The organism is Limisphaerales bacterium, from assembly GCA_014382585.1.
Taxonomy (GTDB): Bacteria; Verrucomicrobiota; Verrucomicrobiia; order Limisphaerales; family UBA1100; genus JACNJL01.
Window position 1 is genome coordinate 74471 of the sequence record JACNJL010000041.1, and the last position, 23617, is coordinate 98087.

Consider the following 23617-nt stretch of genomic DNA (forward strand, 5'->3'; position numbering starts at 1 on the left):
ACCTATGAAAATTGCCCCCTCGCTTCTAGCGGCGGATTTCGGAAAATTCCAACAAGAGGCAGCACGAGCCGAGCGAGCCGGCGGCGACTGGCTACACCTCGATGTGATGGACGGGCATTTTGTGCCGAATATTTCCTTTGGGCCCGATGTGGTGAAGGCATTGCGGCCAAAAAGCAAAATGTTTTTTGACATCCACTTGATGTGTTCACGTCCGGAAATTCTCATCGAACCCTTCGCTAAGGCGGGCGGCGAACAGATTATTATTCACGCCGAACTCGACGATAAGGTGAACAACCTCATTTGGCAGATTCGCAATTTCAATCTCAAAGTCGGCCTAGCCGTGAATCCGCCCACTCCCATCGCCGCCACTGAACCCTATCTTGACAAAATCAATTTACTGCTCGTGATGACTGTGAATCCCGGCTTTGGAGGCCAATCCTTTATGAGCGAATGTCTCCCTAAAGTGGAACAAGCCTGGGAATGGCGCCGCACGCGCGGGCTGGGCTATCGCATTGAAGTCGACGGCGGTGTGAACCAAGCCACCGCCGCAGAATGCGCACGCGCGGGAGCAGATACCTTTGTGAGCGGCACTGCGCTCTTCAGTAAGCGCAATATGAAACAAGCCGTAAAGCGAATGCGTGAGGCCGCGGAGAACAACCGCAAATTCAACTGATGTCGGCACCGTATTCGAACATTAGATTTGGCACCGACGGGTGGCGCGCGGTGATGGCCGAGGAATTCACTTTCGCCAACGTGCGCGCCGTGGCGCAGGCCACTGCGGAATACTTTCGGCGCCGCAAAACCCGCACCACCCGCAAGCGAATAGTTGTGGGTTATGACCGGCGCTTTTTGTCGGATGAATTCGCGATGAGCGTGGCCGAGGTGTTGGCCGGGAATGGTTATGAAGTGATGCTCACAAATACACCCACTCCAACACCGGCGGTTTCGTGGATGGTAAAAGCAGGGCAGGGGAGGGCCGGAGTGATGCTCACCGCCAGCCACAACCCGGCCCGCTTCAACGGTTACAAACTCAAGCTCGAGCATGGCGGCCCGGCGGACCCGGAAACGTGTCGTGGCGTGGAGGCGCTCATCGGAAAACATCCCGTGCGTTCGATGCCGTTTAAAATGGCGCACTCGAGGAAACTCATTCGCGTGGAAGATATTCGCCCGCGCTATTATCGGGCCTTGCGAAAGTTGGTGAATTTTAAACTCATTGCCAAGAGCGGCTTGCGATTCGGGCACGAAGCTCTGTTCGGCGTTGGAGCCGGATGCTTTGAGGAGCTGCTCGAAGGCACTAATTGCGAAGTCACCACCTTCAACAGTGCGCACGATCCTAATTTCGGCGGCATCTGCCCCGAACCCATTGAACGCAATTACACAGCCACCGCGGAAGCGCTTCGACGTAAGCCGGTCGATTTTTGCCTCGTCACTGATGGTGACGCAGACCGCATCGGAGGCATGGACGGCCGCGGCAATGCGCTCACCACGCACCAAATTATTTGCCTGTTGCTTGAGCATTTTATTGTGCGCCGACAGGGGCAGGGGAGGGTGGTGAAAGCGCTCACGACCACCTCGATGGTTGATGTGATCTGCCGTCGATACGATCTGGAGCTCACCGAAACGGGTGTGGGCTTCAAATACATTTGCGAAGAAATGCTGCGCGACGATGTGTTGCTTGGCTTCGAGGAAAGCGGTGGTGTGGGATTCCCGAATCACATTCCTGAACGAGACGGTTTGCTGGCAGGCCTTATGATGCTCGAATTGCTCGCGACGGAAAAGCAGCCACTTAGAAAACTGCTCTCTCGATTGGACAGTGATTTTTCACCTCACCGTTATGGTCGGCTCGACACCCATTTCCCCCTCGATAAACGCAACGATCTCATGGGCCAATGCGCGGTGCATCCACCCAAGCAATTACTCGGTTCGCCAGTGGAGCGAATGCAAACTTTTGATGGCGTAAAATACACCGCCCGCAATGGCTGCTGGTTGATGTTGCGGGGTTCGGGCACCGAACCGGTACTCCGCATTTACGCCGAAGCCCCCACCGAGGCCGGGGTCGATCAGCTGCTTATGCTGGGGCAAAAACTTGCACGGGCCGCTTTGCGATAGCTTTTATCTTTTAACCCCGCCGTTTGTGGGTATCTTCTCGCGGACGCGTTTAAGCAAACGCTTTTTATAAATCAGGGATGGACCCCAAATACATACGAAATTTCAGCATTATTGCCCATATCGACCACGGGAAAACCACGTTGTCGGATCGGTTGCTTTCGTGCACAAATACAGTGAGCGATCGCGAAATGGAAGAGCAGTTACTCGACTCCATGGACCTCGAACGCGAGCGAGGCATTACGATCAAGGCGCACCCGGTGACAATGATGTATTCAGCCAAGGATGGCCACGACTATGAATTAAACCTCATCGACACACCGGGGCACGTGGATTTTTCCTATGAAGTTTCCCGCAGCCTCAGCGCGTGCGAGGGCGCGCTGCTCATCGTCGATGCCGCACAAGGCGTTGAGGCGCAAACGGTCGCCAACGTTCATCTCGCCAACCGGCAAGGGCTTGAGGTCATTCCGGTGATCAATAAAATCGACTTACCGCACGCCGACGTCCCCAACGCCATCAAGCAAATCGAAGATGTGCTAACCATCCCCGGCGACCACGCCATCCCTTGCAGTGCCAAGGAAGGCATCGGCATCGAAGATATTTTGGAGGCCATCGTGGAGCTCGTGCCACCGCCGAAGCCGACTGCGAACGGAAAACTGCAGGCACTCGGATACGATTCGGTATACGACCCTTACAAAGGCGTAATCATTCACGTACGGGTTTTCGATGGCGAGCTGCGGCCCGGCGTTCGCGTGCACATGCACCATTCGCAAAAAAACATCGAAATCAAAGAGGTCGGCAGCTTCAATCCCAAGCCATATACGCGCGACTGTCTTGGCCCGGGTGAGACGGGATATATTACCGCCAACATCCGCAGCCCGCGTGATGTGAAAATGGGCGACACCATCACAGACACCACCGATTCCGCGCCTGTGCTGCCCGGCTTCAAAGAAGTACAACCGATGGTGTTCAGCGGCATTTACCCGATCAACTCTGTGGATTTCGAAAGCCTCAAGGGCAGCCTCGCCAAACTCCAGCTCAACGATCCCGCATTTGTCTATCAACCGGAAAGCTCCGTCGCGCTTGGTTTTGGCTTTCGCTGCGGATTTCTCGGCCTGCTGCATTTGGAGATTATTCAGGAACGACTGCGGCGGGAGTTCGACATGGACATCATTGCAACCTATCCCAGCGTGATTTACCAAGTGGTGCTCACCGACGGCAGCAAAGAAGACGTGGACAACCCCGCGCACATGCCCGACCCCTCTGTTATTAATTGGATCGAAGAACCAATCGTTCGCTTCTACATCATTTGCCCAAACGAAAATATCGGCGACATGATGAATCTCATCAGTGATAAACGCGGACAACTGGAACACACTGAAACCCTAGACGTCACCCGTGTGATGCTCGAAGGCACGCTGCCGCTAAACGAAATCCTCATTGACTTTCACGACCGCATCAAGAGCATCACCCGTGGCTACGGCAGCATGGATTATGAAACAGCCGGATACCAGCAAGCCGATATGGTGAAGCTGGATATGATGGTGAACGGGGAAGGAGTAGACGCCTTTTCCAGTATCGTGCATCGCGAAAAAGCCACGGTCCGCGGTCGCTCACTGGCCGCCAAATTAAAAGAAGTGATCCCGCGACAACAATACAAGGTTGCCATTCAGGGCGCAATTGGCGGAAACGTCATCGCGCGCGAAACCATCGGTGCGATGCGCAAAGACGTCACCGCCAAATGTTACGGCGGCGATATCAGCCGCAAACGCAAATTATTGGATAAGCAAAAAAAGGGCAAAAAACGCATGAAAGCCATCGGATCAGTCAATATCCCGCAGGACGCTTTCATCAAAGTACTCAAAGCATAAGGCAAAAGTATGACGAAAAACTGGCGCTGGTTCATTTCTAAAACACTCCGCGACGCCGTGGAGTTGCACAAGCAAGTGGTTAAACTGCTCGCCGCCCAAAACGATCTCCTGAAGCCATCGCGCGTGGACGAACTGCAAGTCGCGATTGACGCACTCAAAAGCAAACTCACCGGCCCTATAGACAAAGCCGCACTTCAGGATGAAATGGACGCGATGATGGTCGTCGCCGACCGCGTGCTCATACCATTCCCTGACTCCACGGCGCGCGATTGGTCTGAAATGTGCCTCGTCGTCATGGTGCTCGTGCTGGCGTTCCGTACCTTTTTTTTCCAACCCTTCAAAATCCCCACCGGTTCGATGCAACCCACACTCTACGGCATCACTATTGAAAACCTAAAAGATCGCACCAGCACCGGGAAAGTGGAGCAGGGGGTGCTCACCGCCAACGTGCCCACTTTTGAACCCCAAGATCTCGGCCGGACCGTCACATTTGCCAACGATAAACAGGCCGTGATTACTCAGTTCACGGACAACCAACGCGTGAGCCTTTCACCGACCGACGCGATTGATGAGCAGGAATTTACGATTTCTTTTAAGTTGCCGAGTGCACCTGACAAAGTCGCTGATAAGCTCAGAGGATTTACCTACCACTCACTGAAAGCAGAAGGCCACTGGAAACTCACCCAAATCAACCCGCCAAAAACAGTTTTCCCATTCATCCGTAAACAGAACCTTGTGTTTAAAGATTTGGACACCGGCAAAACAGTTAAAAAAACTGTTTGGTTTCCACCATTTGACTCTCATCAACAACCGATAATTGGTGGAGTCTCGGCAAATCACGGTCAACCTCGGATTGGCAGTGAGTTTTTAAAAGGCGAATTCGCCTACAAGCTGAGAGTTAAAACTGGCGATCATTTGTTTGTCAACCGAGTCACCTTCAACTTCCGGCGGCCGCAGCGGGGAGACATTTGCGTGTTCACCACCAAAAATGTACCCGTTCCCCGTGACCCAAATGGGAGGCCGCTTTTCTACATTAAGAGATTAGTTGCACTTGGTAATGAAACCGTTTCCATCGGTCGCGACCGCCATATCCGTATCAATGGCAGACGCCTTGACGCCAATGATTCCGGGTTTGAATTCCTGTATGATTTCCCTGTGGACTACGCCTCCATTCATCGTGACCATATCCGCATTAACGGTCGTCGCATTGACACTGGTCATTCATCATTTCAAAATTTCCTTAACACCGAACCGGAAATCGATTTCCAATCCGCTACGGGCCAAATCATCCCCATACCAAGATATTTTGCTGTTAACTCAGCTAATTCTGGTCACATAAATAACAGTCACCCGACAGCCTCCCAAGCCCCGCCAACCGCACCGAAATTTCAACATTCCGGGATTTCCATGAAGATGCTTCCAGATCATTATTTAATGTTTGGGGACAACACCACCAACAGCGCCGACTCTCGCGACTGGGGCCAGCTACCAATGAAAGACGTCATCGGCAAATCCTCTTTCGTGTATTGGCCGCCACTTTCACCTAGATTCGGCTGGAGCCACCGATAGCCCCGCAACCCCACACAGTCTGGTTATTCGCACAATATATGTTATATGCAGTTCGCTTGGGGCGGGTGGTTTGGTGCGCAGGTTCGTTCAGGGTTGTTGGCTGTAAATTGAGACATATTTCCCGGCTGCAATCGGCCAGGAGAAATCTTGCGTCATCCCGGTACGGCGCACTTTGTTCATCCTCTTGGGGTGTTGAAATAAATCAAGGGCACGATGAATTGCGGCGGTGAGTTGGGGTACTTGAAATTGCTCATAGCGGATCCCGTTCCCTCCGGGATCTTGGATATCAGTGATGCTGTCCTTTAGTCCACCTACAGCATGGACGATTGGAATCGTGCCGTAGCGGAGGCTATAAAGTTGGTTGAGGCCGCATGGCTCAAATCGGGATGGCATCAGGAAAAAATCCGCGCCAGCCTCAATTTTGTGCGAAAGGGATTGATCGTACCCGATCTCCACTCCAACACAATTAGGAAATGCAGTTTTCAATTGAAGTAGCATGTCTGCCATAGCCTCATCCCCGGAACCCAACAAGACAAACTGAAATTGATTGTCCGCCAATAATTCCGATAACGCTTCGACCATTTGCCCGATGCCTTTTTGTTCCGCCAGGCGTGAAACCACCGCCACCAGTGGCATTCCCTTATCGGGAAGCCCGAATATGTTCAGCAACTGTTCTTTGCACGATGCTTTGCCTGATAGGTTTTCATAATCATATTCGGCGGCCAAATGCGGATTGCCGCGCGTGCACCACTCGACGTAATCCACGCCATTGAGAATGCCGGTGAGGCGATCCTGATATTTTAGCAATTCCCCGCTGAGACCTTCGCCAAATTCTTCAGTGACTATCTCCCGCGCATATTGAGGGCTCACAGTGGTGATGGCATCGGCATAGTGCAGACCGGCCTTCATGAAGTTAAGGCTCCCAAAATGCTCCGGACCCCGTTCGTGAAAGAGTTTTGCGTCAAGATTGGTAAAGCTGAATCGATTCGGGTCACAGGAACCCTGATACGCGAGATTGTGGATGGTAAACACCGTGCGCGGCGTGCTCTTCCCTGCCCCTTCCGTTAAGAGCATCGGCACGATGGCCGTTTGCCAATCGTGCAAATGAACCACGTCAAAATCCGGAGCCAATCGTGCGATGGCTTTGCTGAAAAAAATGAATCGTTCCGGGTTATCCCCATACCCTTCCCCGTGTTCCATATACAATCCAGAACGATCAAAGAATTGATCGTTTTCCAACAGCAACACGGTGAGGTTGGGTGACGGTTGATGACGCCACCAACGGCCAACAAATTTCGCATCACCCAAGGGCAAATCAAACTCCTCGCCGATGGCATCCATATCAGGGAATTGCTCCCGGATGCCTCGATACAAAGGCGTGGCTACGGTCACTTCATGGTTTTGCGATAAAGCACCGGAAAGCCCTGCAACCATATCGGCCAAGCCGCCGGTTTTGGAGTACGGGAAAAATTCACTAACCGCCTGAAGAATGCGCATCGTTAATTAGGCGGGAATGGAATCGGCGCGCAAGTAAGATTGCAGTGGTTCTGGAATGGCGATGGAACCATCCGGCTGTTGATATGTTTCGATCAGCGCCACAAACAATCGCGCGAGCGCCACACCGCTGCCGTTCAAAATATGCGGCAATTGATTACCGCCCTGCTCTGCCTTGAATCGGGTTTTCATTCGGCGCGCCTGAAAATCTTCGGTGTTGGAAACGCTGCTCACTTCGAGATAGCTTCCCTGCCCCGGCGCCCACACTTCAATGTCGTAAGTTTTGGCGGCAGCAAAACCCATGTCGCCACTGCTCAAAAGCAGCACGCGATAATGCAGCCCAAGCAGTTGCAAAACTTTTTCCGCGTTAGCAAGCATGGCTTCAAGTTCGTCGTATCCGGTTTCAGGCTTCACCACTTTGATGAGTTCCACTTTGTCGAATTGATGCACGCGAATCATCCCCCGGGTAGCCACGCCGGCCGCACCCGCCTCGGCGCGGAAGCAGGGACTGTACGCGCAGTATTTCTTAGGCAGCTCATCTTCATCTAAAATTTCGCCGCGATGCAAATTCGCCACGGGCGCTTCGGCGGTGGGAATGAGGTAACGTTTGCCAAGCGTTTCGCCGTCGAGTCCTTCTTGCACAGCGTAGGCTTGGTCGAGAAATTTTGGGAATTGCCCCACCCCTTCCATGCATTCCGCCTGGACCATAAAGGGCGGACTCACCTCGGTGTACCCGTGCTCGTGAATATGAAGGTCGAGCAGAAATTGAATCATGGCCCGTTCCAATCGTGCGCCCCAACCGGTGTAGAGCAGAAAACCGCTGCCGGCCAGTTTCGCGCCGCGCTCGAAATCAATGAGCTTCAGCGAATCGCACAAATCCAAATGACTCTTCGGCTCGAAATCAAACGTCGGTTTTCTGCCTTCAATTTTCACTTCAGCGTTGGCGCTTTCATCTCCGACGGGCACGCTGTCATGAGCAAGGTTGGGAAGCGTAAGAATCAAATGATTAAACGCATCATCAGCGTCAACCCGTTGTGCATTGAGAGAATCAATCTGATCGCCCAATTCACGGGTTTCAGTTTTCCTGGCCTCGGCTTCTTTCTTTTTGCCTTGGCCCATTAACGCGCCGATTTCTTTGGAAATGGCATTACGGGTAGCCTGTAAAGTTTCCGCTTCGGTGACCAACGCACGCCGTTGCTCGTCCAACGTCAGCAGTTCATCGATGCGGCTCGCGCCTTCGCCACGCGCGGCCAGTCGCTCCTTGGCAGCATCGGGCTCTTGACGGATATATTTAATGTCCAACACGGCGCGGATTATAATGACGGCGAGCCGGAGAGCAAGGCTGGTCAGTGCATCTCCACTTCGCAGGTGCCGAGACCGCCACGAAAGAAATTGAATTGAACGTTGGGATGATCCGCCAACAGACTCATCGGCACGGCGCTGTCGGCTATGCCTTTGGAGATCATCAACGTGGTCAGGCGTTGGCCGAAGGGGCTGTCGTGGGTACCCGCTTGCCAAATGCTGACCTTCTCCGCCTGCCACGTTTCGCGTGGCCCCACGGTGATAGCTTGTTGGGGAACAAGGCTGATATTGCCGCCGCCGCTGGTACGGGCGTTCTGCGCGAGCGTCACCGGATGCAAATCCACAATGCGCGTGCCGAGCTTGCGATATTCCTTGGCGGACGGCGGATTGTTCTTCCATTTCCCTTTACGCGGCAGTGGATCGTTAAATGCCCAATGTTTGATGTCGCCCTGTCCGCCTTGCATTACGGCGCAACGCACGCTGCCCCAACTCTCAATGAAGGGCTGGGGATCAGCTTTTGGGAAATGTAAATTTTCATCAGCCATACGCAGGCGTTTGTCGATTTGATTGAAACACAGCTCGCGGTCGGCCTTTTCGAACGAAAGCGGATGCTTCACCGAGACTTCGCGCCTGCCGTCATACCACTCGTCCATCCCCCAGAAATGGGCCGAACGAATACTCAACCCTAACGCATTCACCAGGCGCGCCACGAGCGGGAGTTGTTCAGTGGGGCCGATGGGGCCGCAGATGCCCACCGGATTGTCCAGCGTGGAAGCACGCCACGCATCGATGTATTCGAGTGCCTCGGCGAGATAAAAATCCTCCAGCGTATCGTACATCACCACGCGAAAGCCCGGCCGCCCAAGCTTCTCAATTTGGCGCGGCGTGAGTTTGGCGGCATCGCGGATGAGGTCGTTTTCCAGCGTGGTGTAATCCCACCAATCGGGGGCAATGGTGCTGAGTTTGCGTGGCATGCTAGTTTTCTTTTCCGAGTGCTCGCTCGTATTTTTGATTGATTAAATAATTTTTCCCGAGAGCATCCTTAAGCGGGTCCAATTGTTCCGAGCTTAATCCAAAATGTAAATGTCGCCGCCAACCTTCGGCAAACTTAAACTTGCCCGATAGGTTGCCCAACATTCGCGCGAAGTCTTCACCTGTCTTGATGTATGAATTCATCCCCTGACTCACATCCAGCCAATCTTGTTGGCTCGCGTGTGCGGCAAGCGCCCTCACTTGTTGTGCCCGGACTGACACAGTATTTACATAAGCGCCGGCCATCACGCGTTGACGCAAGGGGTCAAGCAAGCCATGCGGCATCGCATGATACACGGTAACATTGTGCGCATAAGGCTTAGCTGGAGGCGTGCACTTGAAATTCGGCATACCATGCGCGAACGCCGCAGTCACCGCCAGGCGACAAGTGTTGGTGTGGTCCTCCATATAATCAACCGGCGAATGCGTGAGCACCACCGAGGCTTTGGATTTCCGAATGACCGCCGCTACTTTGCGCAGCGTGGGCACGTCATACACAATTTCCAAATCATGACAAATGCTCGCATGATAATTGGCCCCTAAAACTTTTGCTGCAGCTTTCGCTTCGCGCGCGCGGGTTCGGATGGCCTGGGCAGCATTTAATTTAACGCTGCCCAAATTGCCGCTGGAAAGATTGAAATAATGAATCTCCCACCCCGCAGCCTGCAACTGCAGTAGTGTGCCGGCCATGGCGAACTCAATGTCATCCGGGTGTGCCCCAATGGCTATGGCCGAAGGTTTGGGCATGGTTACTTAATGCGAACGGGCTTGCCGGTGGCCGCGGATTGATCGGCGGCGAAAATAATTTTGTGCGTACGCGCTGCGTCCGAGAGATTGGTGTGTGGCATTTCCTTGCCCGCACGCAACGCGGTGAAAAACGCCTCAAATTGTGTTTGATACGGATGATCGCTCACATCCCCGGAATCCACCAATTGCGTGGCCAGCGTGCTCCATTCGTTTTTGTTGAGCGCCCCCATTTTGCTGGAGTAAAACTTATTATCCAAAACACTGCCCTCGCTGCCAACCAGATGGGTGTGGAAGTAATATGGCTGCAAGCAGTCAATGACGCTGGCAACTTTCCCGATACGACCATCCTTGAATTTCAGAATTGTGACGCTGGTGGTGTCGTATTCGTATTTTTTGAAAATTTTATTTTTCGATTGCGTGGAATGACTGGTTACTTCCACCACATCCGTGGAGCCCATAAAATACAAAAGCGCGTCCATCGCGTGGCAACCGGCCGAAAGCAAGCTGCTGCCGCCGGCATCCTTTTTAGTGTTCCAACGATACTGGCCGTACCACGGACCCACGCCGTGATAATAATCGACTTCGCCGTAGTGAATTTTGCCGATGAGTCCCTGATCGACAACGGATTTAATCGTAAGAAATTGAGATGCAAATCGGCACTCAAAACACACACAAACTTTCACACGCGCCTTCTTCACCGCCGCCAGCATCCGCCGCAAATTCGGCTGAGTCAGGGTGAGGGGTTTTTCAATAATGAGATGCTTGCCTGCCTTGGCCGCAGCGACCACTTGATCAGCGTGTTGGTAAGGGTAACTGGTCACATCCACCACGTCCACATTTGGGTCGTTGAGCATGGACTGAAGGTTAGTGGTGCTTTTAATGCGACTGCCGTGGCGCGAGCTGAGTTCATCATCGTCCAAAAGGCGTGATGAATACACACGAGTGACCTGGGCCATGCCCGAGGCGTTGATGGCGTCAATGTGAGCGGTAGCCGCCCAACCGTAACCGATAATTCCGACGTTGTATTTTTTCACAATAATGGCGAGTTGAATGCGAGGACCGATGGCACAATGAATACCCTCGAATGTCAAGAATGCCTGAATACCACATTAAATTTTTTTGAAAGCCACTTGCCCCGGGTTCATGCAACCAAACTGTCCGCCGCCATCGCGAACGAAGCGGCGTGCCAAGTCTAATTGAAGAGACCAAAGAGCAGAGTTGACTGCAGAACCGCTACGAGAGTCGGCCAATTGAAAACTGGAGCGGGTGGCGAGAATCGAACTCGCGTTATCAGCTTGGAAGGCTGGAGTAATACCATTATACGACACCCGCGCGGGCAGAATGGTAGCAATTTGAACGGGTTTGTCAATTCACAGAGCGCCTCTTCTGTATCACGCTTGGCATCATTCCCGCGAGCGGGTATGCTGCGGGCCGATGAGTTCTGTTCTCTTACAAGGCGGGCGTGTGATTGATCCGGCCAATGATCGCGATGAAGCGACGGACGTGTTTTTGTCCGACGGCAAAATCAAGGCGGTGGGTAATGGGTTGGAGACACCGCCGGACACCGAGGTGATTGATTGCACCGGCCAAGTGGTTTGTCCGGGATTGATTGATCTGCACGTTCATTTTCGCGAACCGGGCCAAACGGCCAAGGAAAATATCGCCACCGGTTCGGCGGCAGCTGCGATGGGCGGATTCACTTCCGTGGTGTGCATGCCCAACACGTCGCCTGCGATTGACAGTCCCGCGACGGTGGCGCTCATTCAAGATCAAGCGGAACGCGAAGCAGTGGTGAATGTGTACCTCACCGGCACGCTCACGCTGAACATCGCCGGGGAAGAGCTCGCGCCCATCGGCTCACTCAAACAAGCGGGCGTTGTGGCGATTACCGATGATGGCCATTGCGTGCAAAACAATGACCTGATGCGACGCGCGCTTGAATACGCCAAAATGTTTGACCTCCCGGTGATGGATCATTGCCAGGATTATTCCATTGTGACCGACGGCGTGATGCACGAGGGCTACTGGAGCACTAATCTTGGGTTAAAAGGCTGGCCCGCGACGGGCGAAGATTTAATCGTGGCGCGGAATATTGAATTGGCCGAATTAACCGGCACGCACATTCACTGCCAACATGTGAGCAGCGCAAAATCCGTGGACTTGATCCGACAGGCGAAAGCGCGTGGGATATGCATTTCTGGCGAGGCGTGCGCGCATCATTTCACGCTCACCGATGCGGCCATCGGCGGCAGCGAACATTTCTGGGCCGAGGATGGCCGCGATCTGCAAACCGAAACGCAGCGCACTGAATGGCCTTCGTTTGATACTAACTGCAAAATGAACCCGCCGCTGCGCGCGGCCGAAGACCGCAAGGCCATCATCGCCGGACTTACCGATGGCACGCTGGAAATCCTCGCCAGCGACCACGCGCCGCATTGCGCGCATGAAAAAGAGGTGGAGTTTGACTATGCCCCCTTCGGCATCACGGGCTTGGAAACGGAACTTGCCCTGTCACTAATGCAGCTTTATCACGCGGGCCACCTCGATTTATCGGCGACCATTTCCAAATACACAGTCAACCCCGCCAAATTGCTCAAGCTTGAAAAGGGCACGCTAAACGAAGGCGCGGATGCGGATGTGACGGTGTTCGACCCCGATGCCGAGTGGGTGTACGACGCGGCCACGAGCCCCAGCAAATCTGCCAATACCCCCTTCCACGGCTGGACGCTCAAGGGGCGCCCAACGATGACAGTCGTCGCCGGAAAAATTGTGTGGCGCGAAAGTGGCGTTGCGGCGTAAACTTAACGCATCGAAATTAACCCTAAACCCAAAAGGTTTTGAACATGAAAAAAGTAATCGCATTAACAACCTTGTTTGCCTTGAGCCTCAGCCTTACCGCCGGCGAAGGTTGGCTAACCAACATTGAAAAAGCCAAAGAAACAGCTAAAAAAGAAGGTAAAACTGTGCTCGTGGAGTTCACCGGCTCGGACTGGTGCCCACCGTGCAAGGCCTTGAAAAAGAATGTCTTCAACACGGATGAGTTCAAGGCATACGCCAAAAAGAACCTCGTGTTGGTGGAGCTGGACTTCCCTCGCGACAAAACAAAGGTGACCAAAGAACAGGCGGCTTATAACCGCGAGCAAGCGAAAGCATTCTCGATCCGCGGCTATCCGACCATCATTTTGATGGATGCTGAAGGAAAAGAACTCACCAAGAAAGTGGGTTACGGCCGCACCTCAGCCGCGAAGTACATTGAGTCGTTGAAGAAAGCGGCCAAATAACTGCAAGCGAATTCACGGCGCGACCTTCGGGTCGCGCCTTTTTTGTGTCACCGCTTGACGGGGTGGCGGACGCTCCCTAGACTCGCGCGGCTTCACGGCCCACCCAACAAAATGGCAATCCTCGCTCTCGAAGACGGAACAGTTTTTCATGGCCAAGGTTTTGGCGCGCACGCCACGGCCTGTGGTGAAGTATGTTTTAATACATCGATGACGGGCTACCAGGAAATCCTCACGGACCCATCATACAAAGGGCAGATTGTGACGATGACTTATCCGGAGATCGGCAATTACGGCGTGAACCCGGACGATATCGAAAGCTATCAGCCGCATGTCTCCGGCTTTGTGGTGCGCGAGCTTTCGCCGGTGGTGAGCAATTGGCGCGCGAGGCAGTCGCTCGATGACTACCTGAAAGAAAACGGTATCCCCGGCATGGAAGGCATCGACACACGCGCGCTCACCAAAAAACTCCGGGTGCGCGGCGCTATGAATGGCGTGATTTCGACTGAAGTAATTTCAGAAGCCGCCGCCAAACAACGAGCCGCCGAATGGCCCGGATTGGTGGGTGCTGACTACGCGAAAGAAGTCACACACGCCGAGGCATTCGATTGGGAGACTCACGAACAATCCAGCGAAGAGTTTGCAATCCCAATCGGGAACGACCCCGCGCCACACCCCCCTGCCCTGCCCCCGGCAGATGTGCCGATTGTGGCGTACGATTTTGGCATCAAATATAATATCCTGCGCTGCCTTCGACGGCATGGTTTCCGGGTGCACGTTGTACCCGCGAGCACGACCGCGGAAGCAGTGTTGAAGCTCAACCCTGCCGGCGTATTCCTTTCCAACGGCCCGGGAGATCCTGCTGCACTGGATTATGCGGTGAAAGCAGTGGCCGATTTAGTACGTCACGGAATCCCTATTTTCGGCATTTGCCTCGGCCATCAAATCCTCGGACAGGCATTAGGCGGCAGCACCTTCAAACTCAAGTTCGGCCATCGCGGGGCAAATCAACCGGTGAAAGATTTGGAATCGGGTCAGATCGAGATTACCTCCCAAAACCATGGTTTTGCAGTGGATTCTTTGACACTTCCCGAAGAAATTCAAGCCGACCGCATCAATCTCAACGATCAAACCATTGAGGGGTTGCGCCACCGTTCCAAGCCAATTTTCAGTGTGCAATACCACCCCGAAGCTTCGCCGGGCCCCCATGATTCCAACGGACTATTCGGTCGTTTCCGGGAAATGACCACCCAAGCCTAATTGCTTGACACCACTGAATAAGTTAGTAAGTTCGACAGACCCGACCGTTAGGGTAGCATGTTTCGAGGCATGGCTACGCTGTTATACATCATCACCGAAGGGATCCAAGGCGGTCCATTCGAGTTAACCGAAGGGACTCACATTCTTGGGTCCGCTGAAGGGTCTTCTATTTTCATTTCAGATTCCACCATCTCTGCGCAACACGGACAGTTCACCATTACTGACGGACAGATTGTCTATCAGGATTTGGGTTCCCAAAATGGCAGCTTCGTGGAGCAACAGCCCGTCACTTCTGTGACTCTCGTGGCGGGCCACATCATTCAAGTCGGAAACATACACGTGCAGTTGGTTGATGACCCGAATGTGCTTGAATCGATGAAACGGGAAACCGCTGTCATACAAACCGGCCCCAAAGCAATCCAGCCTGGCGACTTTGGTGGCAGTGAGGAAGTGAAATCACCCTTCCAAGCCAAGAAATCCGGTTGGGTAAAAATTTACATTATCGCCATCACCATCATTGGGGTCTTGGCTGTGGGAGCACTCATCATGCTACTTTTCTTCCCGCAAGTGCTTAGCCCTTCCTCATAACCAAAAGGGCACCATCAAAATACAAAGGGTTGCACTTTCGCCGCCAATCCGTATTGATATCCGCCGCGTGGATGACACTAATCAATTAATCGAGCAACGCCGCGAAAATCTGGCTGCCTTGAATGAAGCGGGCATCAACCCCTTTGCCAACAAATTTATCCCCAGCGAAAGCTGCGGTGACGCCAAGGCCAATTATACCGAAGATCGCATCGTGGCGGTGGCCGGCCGTCTTGTTTCCAAGCGTGAAATGGGGAAAACAATTTTTGCGCACATTCGCGACGTTTCGGGCACCCTCCAGCTCTTCATTCGCAAAAATGATATTGGTGACGAGGCATTCGCGATGTTTAAGGGGCTAGACCTCGCAGATTTCGTGGGCGCAAATGGCGCGATGTTTACGACCAAAACCGGCGAAATCAGCGTCAAAATGACTGACTTTGTCGTGCTCGCCAAAGCCCTGCGCCCCCCGCCCGACAAATGGCACGGACTCGCCGATCAAGAAACGCGTTATCGCCAACGCTATCTCGACCTCATCGCCAATGACCAAGTGCGCGACACGTTCCTCAAGCGCAGTGCTATCCTTCACGAGATTCGAAACTTCATGGCCGAGCGCGGGTTTGTGGAAGTAGAAACACCAATCCTGCAAAACATCCCCGGCGGGGCCGCAGCGCGACCTTTTGTGACGCATCACAACACATTTAACCGCGATTTTTTCATGCGCATTGCACTGGAGCTTTCATTGAAAAAACTGCTCGTGGGTGGCATCGACCGCGTGTTCGAGATTGGCCGCATCTTTCGCAACGAAGGTATTTCGCGCCGACACAATCCAGAATTCACGATGCTCGAAGCCTATCAAGCGTACGGCGATTACGAGACGATGATGGAATTGCTCCAATCGATGATTTGTCATCTCGCCGAGAAGGTGCGCGGCACATTGGTCATCGAACAAAAAGACGAGGAAGGCAACGTCACGCAAACAATCGACCTCACCCCCGATTGGCGTCGGGCGAAGTATAAGGATTTGATCCGCGAAAAAGCCGGCGACGACTGGTTTGATCTCACCCCCGACAAACGCCGTGCGCGTGCCACCGAGGAGTTGAAAATTGAAACCGACCCCGATGAACAGGATTTTGAAGTGACCAATGCTGTCTTCGAAAAGCTCGTCGAACCAACGCTCATTCAACCCACCTTCGTGACGCATCTCCCCAAAGAACTCGTACCACTCGCCAAGCTTTCCCCCGATGAACCCGATTGCGTCGAGGTGTTCGAATGCTGCATCAATGGCCAGGAAATTGCCCCCGCGTACACCGAACAAAATAACCCCATCGAACAACGTGAGCGCCTCCAGCAACAAGCCGGTGGCGAACAGCAAAAGCTTGATGAAGATTTCTTAACCGCCCTCGAACACGGAATGCCCCCCGCCGGCGGCATCGGCATCGGCATCGATCGCCTCTGCATTATGCTCCTCGGCCAGGAAAGCATCCGCGACGTGATCCTCTTCCCGCAACTCAAGCCACGTGAGGAATAGGTTAATAAGGCAGGGCGTGTTCTCCGAGCGCGCCAAGGCGGTTTTGGAGAAACCGCCCTACCCTAACGCCCCCCAATTCATCGGCGCATTCAAATCAATCCGCGGCACCTCCGCGCTTACACTCTCCGGATATTTCTGCGCCGCGCCGGTATTGAAAATTAACACGCGATCCTTCAGCTTCACCTTCCCCTGCCCCATCAACTGATCCAACACCCCGAGGCAAACTGAAGTCTCCGGACACACGGCAATGCCCTCCATAGAATTCGCCAGCTGCATCCATTTCGAAATATCCCCCTCCGGCGCGCTCATCGCCATGCCGCCACTTTCACGCACGGCATCGAGGATCATAAAATCCCCCACCGCCTGTGGCACGCGCAACCCACTCGCAATCGTCGCCGCATTCGCCACGCGCTTGGCGTGACGCGCCCCCGTTCTAAACGCCTTTACAATCGGGGCACAGCCATCGCTTTGGCAGGCAACCATCTTCGGCCGCTTGCCGCTTTTCAGCCAACCCAACGCCTCCAACTCGGCGAATGCTTTCCACATTCCAATCAACCCCGTGCCGCCGCCGGTGGGGTACAAAATCCAATCCGGCAGCTCCCATTCAAACTGCTCGGCCAACTCCAGCCCCATTGTCTTTTTGCCTTCGATCCGATACGGCTCCTTCAACGTCGACACATCAAACCAGCCCATCGCCTCCGCCCCTTCGCGCACCAGCCGCCCGCAGTCATCAATCAACCCATCCACCGCAAACACCCTCGCACCGTGCAGCAGACATTCTTTTTGGTTAATCAAGGGCGTGTCCTCCGGCATAAAAACAAAACACTCCATCCCCGCCCGCGCCGCATACGCCGCTAACGCGCCACCGGCATTACCTGCCGTCGGCGCGGCGACTCGTTTAATGCCTAACTCTTTAGCCATCGTCACCGCCATAGCCATCCCACGCGCCTTGAAGCTTCCAGTCGGCAAACGGCTTTCGTCTTTGATCAACAAATTCTCTAAACCAAACTCCGCGCCCAATCGTTTGGCGGGAAGAATAGGCGTGATGGTTTCCGTAAGCGAAACAATGCTCGCCGGATCATCCATCGGTAACAATTCCAAATAACGCCAAAGCGTGGGCGGTCGGCCAAAGAGCGCCTTTTTCGGAAACTCTTTTTTCACCAAATCCAAATCGTACCGCACCCAAAGCGGTCGCTGACAGCGCGTGCACAATCCGTGCACCTCGCCCGCGGGATATTCCGTGCCACAATCAGCACACTCCAAATGCGTCACAAACGGCATTCGCGAAGAAACCCTATTTAGGCGTACGCCGTCAAGGATGTCAGCAACATGCCGTGCACACACCATGAACATCCATGCTGCGATGCAAGCTTGAATCCGCATTCCCAATTCAGGCACAGTCCCCTCCGTTATGGCGCGGAAAATTCGTATGGGCTTTATCGGTGTCGGCTCGATGGGCTTCAGTCATTTACAGCTATTCCACAAGGATTGCGGTAAACAAGCTGAAGCCGTCGCCCTCTCCGCCCGCGATGCCGGACGCATCCAACGTGCCAAGACGATCGCGCCAGAAATGACGCTCTTCAAAAACGAAAAAGACCTCATCCAAAGCGACCTCGACGCCGTAGTGATCTCTTCACCCAACTTCACCCACGTGCCACTCGCGCTAGCAGCTCTCAAAACGGACAAACATGTTTTCCTGGAGAAACCCATCGGTATCACCTCCGCCGAATGCCAAAAACTCCTGCGCGCCTCGCAGCGTAGCGACCGGGTGCTAATGATCGGCCATGAGCTACGCTACTCACCGTATTTTGCAAAATTTAAAACGCTGATCGACGGCGGTGCGATTGGCACGCCGCGGATGACCTGGTGCAAAGAATTTCGCGGGCCATTCCAACCCAAAAGTCGCGATTGGATTCAAGACCGCCGGAAAAGCGGCGGTTGCCTCGTGGACAAAAATTGCCATCATTTTGATTTAATGAATTGGTGGCTCGGCGCGCGCCCCAAACGCGTGTGCGCTTTCGGCAGCAACGCCGTCAACCGCGTCATCCCCGACCCCAACCAAGCGCACGACCACGCGACCGTTAGTTGGGAATACGACAATGGCGCGAAAGGCACACTGCACCTCAGCCTCTTCGCCCACGAACCGCCCAAGGAAACCCTCGAGATGGGCATCGTTGGCGACGCCGGCGTTTTGCAAACCGACCTCGACAACCTGAAAATTCTCCACTGGAAAAAAGGCCACGACAAACCGCGCGCCATTTCCGTAAAAGCCAAGCGCGGCATCGGCTGGGGCGGCCATTTAGGGTTTGCCGAAATGCATCCCGCGTTCATTCGTGCCATTCGGAAAAACGAAACACCGCTGACTTCCGTGGCGAACACCCTCGATGGATCGCTGCTGGCAATTGCCGCTGAGGAATCCATTCGAAAAAAACAAACCATCACCATTAAATAAATGAGCAACCATCCCATCACCGAGCAACTCCTCAACGGCGCCCTCATCCGCGAACCCGTTGGCAACGAACAAGGCTATTGGTCCGGCGCACCCGGTTGGACTTGGGACCAAACCGACCAAGCCGCTTATGTGTGCTACCGCATCCGCCGCCCACGCGAGGTGGAACCGGATCGTGGCGGCGAATCGCGCATCGCCAAGACGACAGACTTTGAGAATTTCGAAGACGTGTGGGCCGTGCAAAAGAGCGATTACAATTCCGCTTCCATCGAAAAGAGCACCCTCAAACGCGGCTCTGACGGGCAATGGCGCTATTTTACCAGCTACGTTGCACCCGAAGACGGCCGTTGGTGCACCACGATCAACACGGCTGAAAACATCGAAGCACTTGATCCCGCAAACACGAAGCGACTTTTCACCGCCACCGATCTTGGCCTCGAAGGCGTGAAAGATCCGTGGCTGATGGAAGTAGATGGCACGTATTATTTATATCTCAGCGTCGCCATCAACACCGCCACCACCAGCGACAGCTCGCACGAATCACTAGATATTTTCAATACCGGCGAATGCAAAAGCGCCACCGCGTTGGCCGCTTCCACCGATCTCGATAATTGGGATTGGCAGGGCATCGTCCTCCAACCCGAAGGCGACACTGCGTGGGACAAATACTGCCGCCGCATCAACAGCGTGCTGCCACTCGATGGGAAATATTACGCCTTCTACGACGGCAGCGAAGGCCACCACCAAAACTACGAAGAACGCACCGGAATCGCCGTTTCGGATGATTTGAGAAATTGGGAAATCTTAACGCCCGATGCGCCTTGCATCACCAGCCCGCACACCACCGGCTCGCTGCGTTACATCGACGCCCAACATCACGGCAACGAAATCATTTTCATGCACGAACTCACCCGCGAAAACGGTGCGCACGAGATGCGGTTGACAAAATTTGCGGCGGATGGGTTTTCATTGGAATAAATTTCAGACACAGATTCACAAACTTTTACGAATGAAAAAACCTGTGTCAAATTACTCTGGCAAATCCTTCCCTTTCGTCTCCGGCAAATAAGCGATCGCCACAAGCCCGAGTAAAAAAGTGGTTCCGAGCAAGCTCAGGGCATCTCGAATTGCGAAGCCTTCAATTGATTTGACAATACCGGAAAGAATTAACATTGGCGCCGCAACAATTCGGCCGACATTGAAACAAAAACTTGTGCCCGTCGCCCGCAGGTGATTTGGGAACAATTCCGGAAAATAAACTGCATATCCCGCGTGCATACAGAGTGTGAAAAACCCAAACACCGGCAGCAACCACAACAGTTGATTGTAATTCTGGGGCAAAAAACAAATGACCGGCACCACCAAAAACGCCCCCAAATGGCCGAGAATGAACGCCTTGTGTCGACCGATGCGCGCACAGATTGGCCCGAAAAGCAGCAGCCCAACTCCGGCCCCGGTTGTCTGCACAATGCCATAGGCGAACTTCGATTGCTTGGCCGCCTCTGCCACACTCGCGCCTTCAGCCAGCAACATTTCTTTCGCCAATCCTTGTGTGGCAATGACCACCGCCCAAAAACTCGCCAAGCCCACCGCCGCCAGCATCATCCCCAGCAGCGCGTGCTTGCGCCATTTGGAATGCTTGAACAATTCACGGTAACTGCCCGCATTAGATTTTGAGTTGTCCGCCGCTTTTTTCCAACGTTCAGGTTCTTTCACTGTCGCGCGCACCCACACGACAAGCAGTGCTGGCAAAATGCCAATTAAATAAGCGTACCGCCATTGCGCGCCCACCGCCATTCCGGCCAGGGCGGCCATCCACGTGCCCAACACGCTGGAGGCGTGAAAAATACTGGCAGCGTGCGTGCGAGCGTGTTTGGGGAAAATCTCCGCCACCAAGCTCGCGGCTACTGCCCATTCGCCGCCCACGCCCATCGCCACAAAAAATCGCAGCGCAGCGATCTGCCACAAGTCAGTTGCAAAATAAGTGAGGCCGGAAAAAAGTGAGTAAGTGAGGATGGTCGCAATCATTATCGGCCGTCGCCCATAACGATCGGCCAGCGAACCAAAAAGCAATCCGCCCGCGGTGCCGCCCAGCAGAAACGCGGCGAGAAACCAGTCACCCCACATATCCACTTTTGCCGCGCGCACCTTGTCGTCGGTGATGCCCGAAAGCAAATCGTTAAGCATCTCCCCACGTGTGAGATTGAAGATCTGCCCTTCGTAGACATCAAAAACCCAACCCGCACAAGCGATGACAAGAATCACCCATTGATACCGCGTGATACCACTGTACCAATGTTTGCCAGCGGGTTCTCCCATTATTCCGTTTCCTCTGGGCGTTGGAGGTGAAAGGTGCCGTGATCTTTGGGGCTGCGATAGTTGAACTGCAGTTGATTGGTGGTGCCGCTGCCGTTGTAGTGATAAAGGCCGCCTGCAAGCTTGCCGAGGTCGGCCTCGCCTCGGAATTGATATTGGTGATTAGACTCGGTGACGGTCATATCCAGCCCGTATCCGAAGCTGATGGGCAGGATGCCCCATTTGTACTTGGCGTGAAAGCGCGTGTGATAAACGCCTCCCTCTTTGCGCGTGATGAGGCAGCGCAGCACGTCGTTGTGTTGATTGGTGTCGCTATGCCAACGGCCAACCCATTGGCCTACGATGCCGCTGCCGGTGCTGGCGGTATTACTGGCAGCCTCCCAATCCCGATCAAACGTGGAGCAACCCGCACCCAACAATGCGAGGCCAAGCGAAAAAATCAATGTGCGCGGGTTCATTTGCGGGAGGTTAGCGGGCGGAATGCTTCGTGGCAATACTCAGGTGAGCGAGGCATCGCAATGCGGGCACGGGCCGGGTTGGTCACTCAGCAATTTTCCACCGCATTGACTGCAGGTGAATCGCTTGGGTTTCAATAAGTGTTTCCCGATTGCCGAAAGCCCAAACCAAAAGATTAGAATAAAAATAACACTGCCCAGAATTTTATCCTTCGGCAAATCCCTCAGGCCGATCACCAGCAACAAAGCAAAAAATGCGACCACGGCAATGAAGCCCTGATACCACGGATTATCACGTGCCTCGATACTGCCCCAACCTGCGGCAGCGATTTTTTCGTGCACGGTGGGCTGGGGGATTTCAAACACCGGCGGTGTGGAATCGTTCCGCGTGGGCACGAGTGGCGGCGGTTCGTCAGAAGGCGCGTGGCCGAGTGTCGAAGGGGTGATTGGCGGCAAGGATGAATCGTCGCTACTGGAAATCCATTCTTCAACAGCAGCGGCACTGGCGGGGCGATGGGCGGGATCTTTGGCAAGGCACGCCATGATCATTGCGCAGACGGCATCGGGCACTTGGTTTTGTAAACCTAATTCGGAGAGGCGCTCGGCGAGCGGCTTGGCTTCGACATTGAGAACCTGATAGGTGACATCGCCGCTGGAGAACGGCGGACGGCTGGTGAGCAGTTCGTAAAAAGTAGAGCCGAGCGCGTAGAGATCATCACTGGCACGTGGAATTTCGCCGCGCATTTGCTGGGGGCTCATATAAAGCGTGGTGCCGCTCACGCTGCCTTGCATTGAGGAACGACTGAGACTATCGGCCATCGAAGCGGCAATGCCAAAATCGGCGAGCTTCAAATTGCCTTCCGCATCAACCATCATATTTGCCGGCTTGAGATCGCGATGGACGATTTTGTTTTGATGCGCGTACTCGAGCGCGTCGCAAAGCTGCGACATCAAAGGCCGCAGTGTTTCCCATTTAAAACAATTGCCGGGTTGACTGAGCCGCATCGTGGCGAGGTCTTGGCCGTTGATAAATTCCAGCGTGACAAAAGCCGGTTCGCCCGGCGGCTGCACGAGATCGTGAATGCGGATGATGTTGTTATGGCTAAGATGGCGGCTCTTTTGCACCTCGCGTCTGAGATCAGAAATCGCCACGGCATCATTGGCCATTTCTGGCGGGAGACGTTTCAGGGCGATTTCTTCACTCAACTCCTCATCACGCGCCAGCCAAACCTCGCCGCGTCCACCGCGACCGATGGGGCGAATGAGCCGATAACGCCGCGCCAACACTTCATCCACCTTAGCCTGGACGCTCGTTGGCGCTTGCAAGGCCAGCCAGCGATCGCCCACTTGGAGGGTTTGGCCGGGGCTCACGCCCAAGCGACCGCGCACGCCCATCCCATCCAGAAAAATACCGGCCGTTGTGCCGAGGTCTTCGATGAAGAGTTCGCCGTTTTGCAAATGCAAGCGCGCGTGCTCCGCCTCCGCGCCTCCGATGAGAATTGCCGACCCCGTTGCCGAGCCAATCGCGTGCACGCCTTCGCCGAGGAGGAATTCGGAAAGCACCACGCCATCCGCACCGGCTATCAGCACTTTGATCGCGTCCGTGGGCATCGCGGCATTTTGAA

General features: G+C 54.2%; 20 protein-coding genes and 1 tRNA gene. 11 read left to right on the plus strand and 10 right to left on the minus strand.

All coding sequences use genetic code 11. The features are described 5' to 3' along the window. Positions 1-4: 4 nt before the first annotated feature. From rpe to lepB, 4 genes are all read left to right on the plus strand, one after another. Complete coding sequence (gene rpe, locus H8E27_08910; GenBank protein MBC8325731.1) at positions 5-673, plus strand: ribulose-phosphate 3-epimerase; 669 nt, start codon at positions 5-7, stop codon at positions 671-673. Beyond that, positions 673-2109 carry a phosphoglucomutase/phosphomannomutase family protein gene (locus H8E27_08915; GenBank protein MBC8325732.1) on the plus strand — a complete coding sequence of 479 codons (1437 nt, stop codon included), beginning with the start codon at positions 673-675 and terminating at the stop codon, positions 2107-2109. The genes rpe and H8E27_08915 overlap by 1 nt, the downstream gene beginning before the upstream one ends. 77 nt (positions 2110-2186) lie before the next feature. Then, positions 2187-3977 carry an elongation factor 4 gene (gene lepA / locus H8E27_08920; GenBank protein ID MBC8325733.1) on the plus strand — a complete coding sequence of 597 codons (1791 nt, stop codon included), beginning with the start codon at positions 2187-2189 and terminating at the stop codon, positions 3975-3977. 75 nt (positions 3978-4052) lie between these two features. Further along, positions 4053-5546: a signal peptidase I gene (gene lepB, locus H8E27_08925; GenBank protein MBC8325734.1), complete on the plus strand. Its 1494-nt coding sequence runs from the start codon at positions 4053-4055 to the stop codon at positions 5544-5546. 87 nt (positions 5547-5633) lie between these two features. Here the strand turns inward: lepB and glgA are convergent, their stop codons facing one another. The 6 genes from glgA to H8E27_08955 form a co-directional block, all read right to left on the minus strand. Beyond that, the gene (gene glgA, locus H8E27_08930; GenBank protein MBC8325735.1) at positions 5634-7043 is read right to left on the minus strand and encodes a glycogen synthase GlgA; all 1410 of its coding nucleotides are present in this window, start codon (positions 7041-7043) and stop codon (positions 5634-5636) included. 6 nt (positions 7044-7049) lie between these two features. After that, entirely contained in the window at positions 7050-8345 is a 1296-nt protein-coding gene (gene serS / locus H8E27_08935) for a serine--tRNA ligase (GenBank protein ID MBC8325736.1), read from the minus strand. A 41-nt stretch (positions 8346-8386) separates the two neighbouring features. Continuing rightward, complete coding sequence (locus H8E27_08940; protein ID MBC8325737.1) at positions 8387-9316, minus strand: glucosamine-6-phosphate isomerase; 930 nt, start codon at positions 9314-9316, stop codon at positions 8387-8389. Position 9317: 1 nt separating this feature from the next. Next, a complete protein-coding gene (locus H8E27_08945; protein MBC8325738.1) occupies positions 9318-10121 on the minus strand; it encodes a PIG-L family deacetylase in 804 nt (267 codons plus the stop codon). 2 nt (positions 10122-10123) lie between these two features. Beyond that, a complete protein-coding gene (locus H8E27_08950; protein MBC8325739.1) occupies positions 10124-11155 on the minus strand; it encodes a Gfo/Idh/MocA family oxidoreductase in 1032 nt (343 codons plus the stop codon). Between the two features lie 224 nt (positions 11156-11379). Further along, positions 11380-11453, minus strand: a tRNA-Gly gene (locus H8E27_08955). Positions 11454-11555: 102 nt separating this feature from the next. On the opposite strand from H8E27_08955, the gene H8E27_08960 reads away from it, so the two are divergent. The 5 genes from H8E27_08960 (at position 11556) to lysS (ending at position 16772) form a co-directional block, all read left to right on the plus strand. Continuing rightward, positions 11556-12920 carry a dihydroorotase gene (locus H8E27_08960; GenBank protein ID MBC8325740.1) on the plus strand — a complete coding sequence of 455 codons (1365 nt, stop codon included), beginning with the start codon at positions 11556-11558 and terminating at the stop codon, positions 12918-12920. Between the two features lie 44 nt (positions 12921-12964). Continuing rightward, positions 12965-13402 (plus strand): thioredoxin family protein, encoded by a 438-nt coding sequence (locus tag H8E27_08965; GenBank protein ID MBC8325741.1) that lies wholly within the window; start codon positions 12965-12967, stop codon positions 13400-13402. A 111-nt stretch (positions 13403-13513) separates the two neighbouring features. After that, positions 13514-14659, plus strand: a complete 1146-nt coding sequence (carA, locus tag H8E27_08970; GenBank protein ID MBC8325742.1) for a glutamine-hydrolyzing carbamoyl-phosphate synthase small subunit — start codon at positions 13514-13516, stop codon at positions 14657-14659. Between the two features lie 69 nt (positions 14660-14728). Beyond that, complete coding sequence (locus H8E27_08975) at positions 14729-15247, plus strand: FHA domain-containing protein (GenBank protein MBC8325743.1); 519 nt, start codon at positions 14729-14731, stop codon at positions 15245-15247. Positions 15248-15314: 67 nt separating this feature from the next. Beyond that, entirely contained in the window at positions 15315-16772 is a 1458-nt protein-coding gene (lysS, locus tag H8E27_08980) for a lysine--tRNA ligase (protein MBC8325744.1), read from the plus strand. Positions 16773-16829: 57 nt separating this feature from the next. On the opposite strand, the gene H8E27_08985 is transcribed toward lysS, so the two are convergent. After that, a complete protein-coding gene (locus H8E27_08985) occupies positions 16830-18053 on the minus strand; it encodes a threonine synthase (GenBank protein MBC8325745.1) in 1224 nt (407 codons plus the stop codon). A gap of 130 nt (positions 18054-18183) precedes the next feature. Between H8E27_08985 and H8E27_08990 the strand changes: the two genes are divergently transcribed. After that, entirely contained in the window at positions 18184-19224 is a 1041-nt protein-coding gene (locus H8E27_08990) for a Gfo/Idh/MocA family oxidoreductase (protein ID MBC8325746.1), read from the plus strand. Beyond that, positions 19225-20199, plus strand: a complete 975-nt coding sequence (locus tag H8E27_08995) for a hypothetical protein (GenBank protein MBC8325747.1) — start codon at positions 19225-19227, stop codon at positions 20197-20199. It abuts the gene before it with no gap. Positions 20200-20250: 51 nt separating this feature from the next. Here H8E27_08995 and H8E27_09000 read toward each other — a convergent pair whose 3' ends face one another. From H8E27_09000 to H8E27_09010, 3 genes are read right to left on the minus strand one after another with little or no spacing between them, the layout of a single operon-like run. Then, positions 20251-21540: an MFS transporter gene (locus tag H8E27_09000; protein MBC8325748.1), complete on the minus strand. Its 1290-nt coding sequence runs from the start codon at positions 21538-21540 to the stop codon at positions 20251-20253. Continuing rightward, complete coding sequence (locus H8E27_09005) at positions 21540-21995, minus strand: hypothetical protein (protein ID MBC8325749.1); 456 nt, start codon at positions 21993-21995, stop codon at positions 21540-21542. The genes H8E27_09000 and H8E27_09005 overlap by 1 nt, the downstream gene beginning before the upstream one ends. Before the next feature lie 39 nt (positions 21996-22034). Beyond that, positions 22035-23603 carry a protein kinase gene (locus H8E27_09010; GenBank protein ID MBC8325750.1) on the minus strand — a complete coding sequence of 523 codons (1569 nt, stop codon included), beginning with the start codon at positions 23601-23603 and terminating at the stop codon, positions 22035-22037. Between the last annotated feature and the right edge of the window lie 14 nt (positions 23604-23617).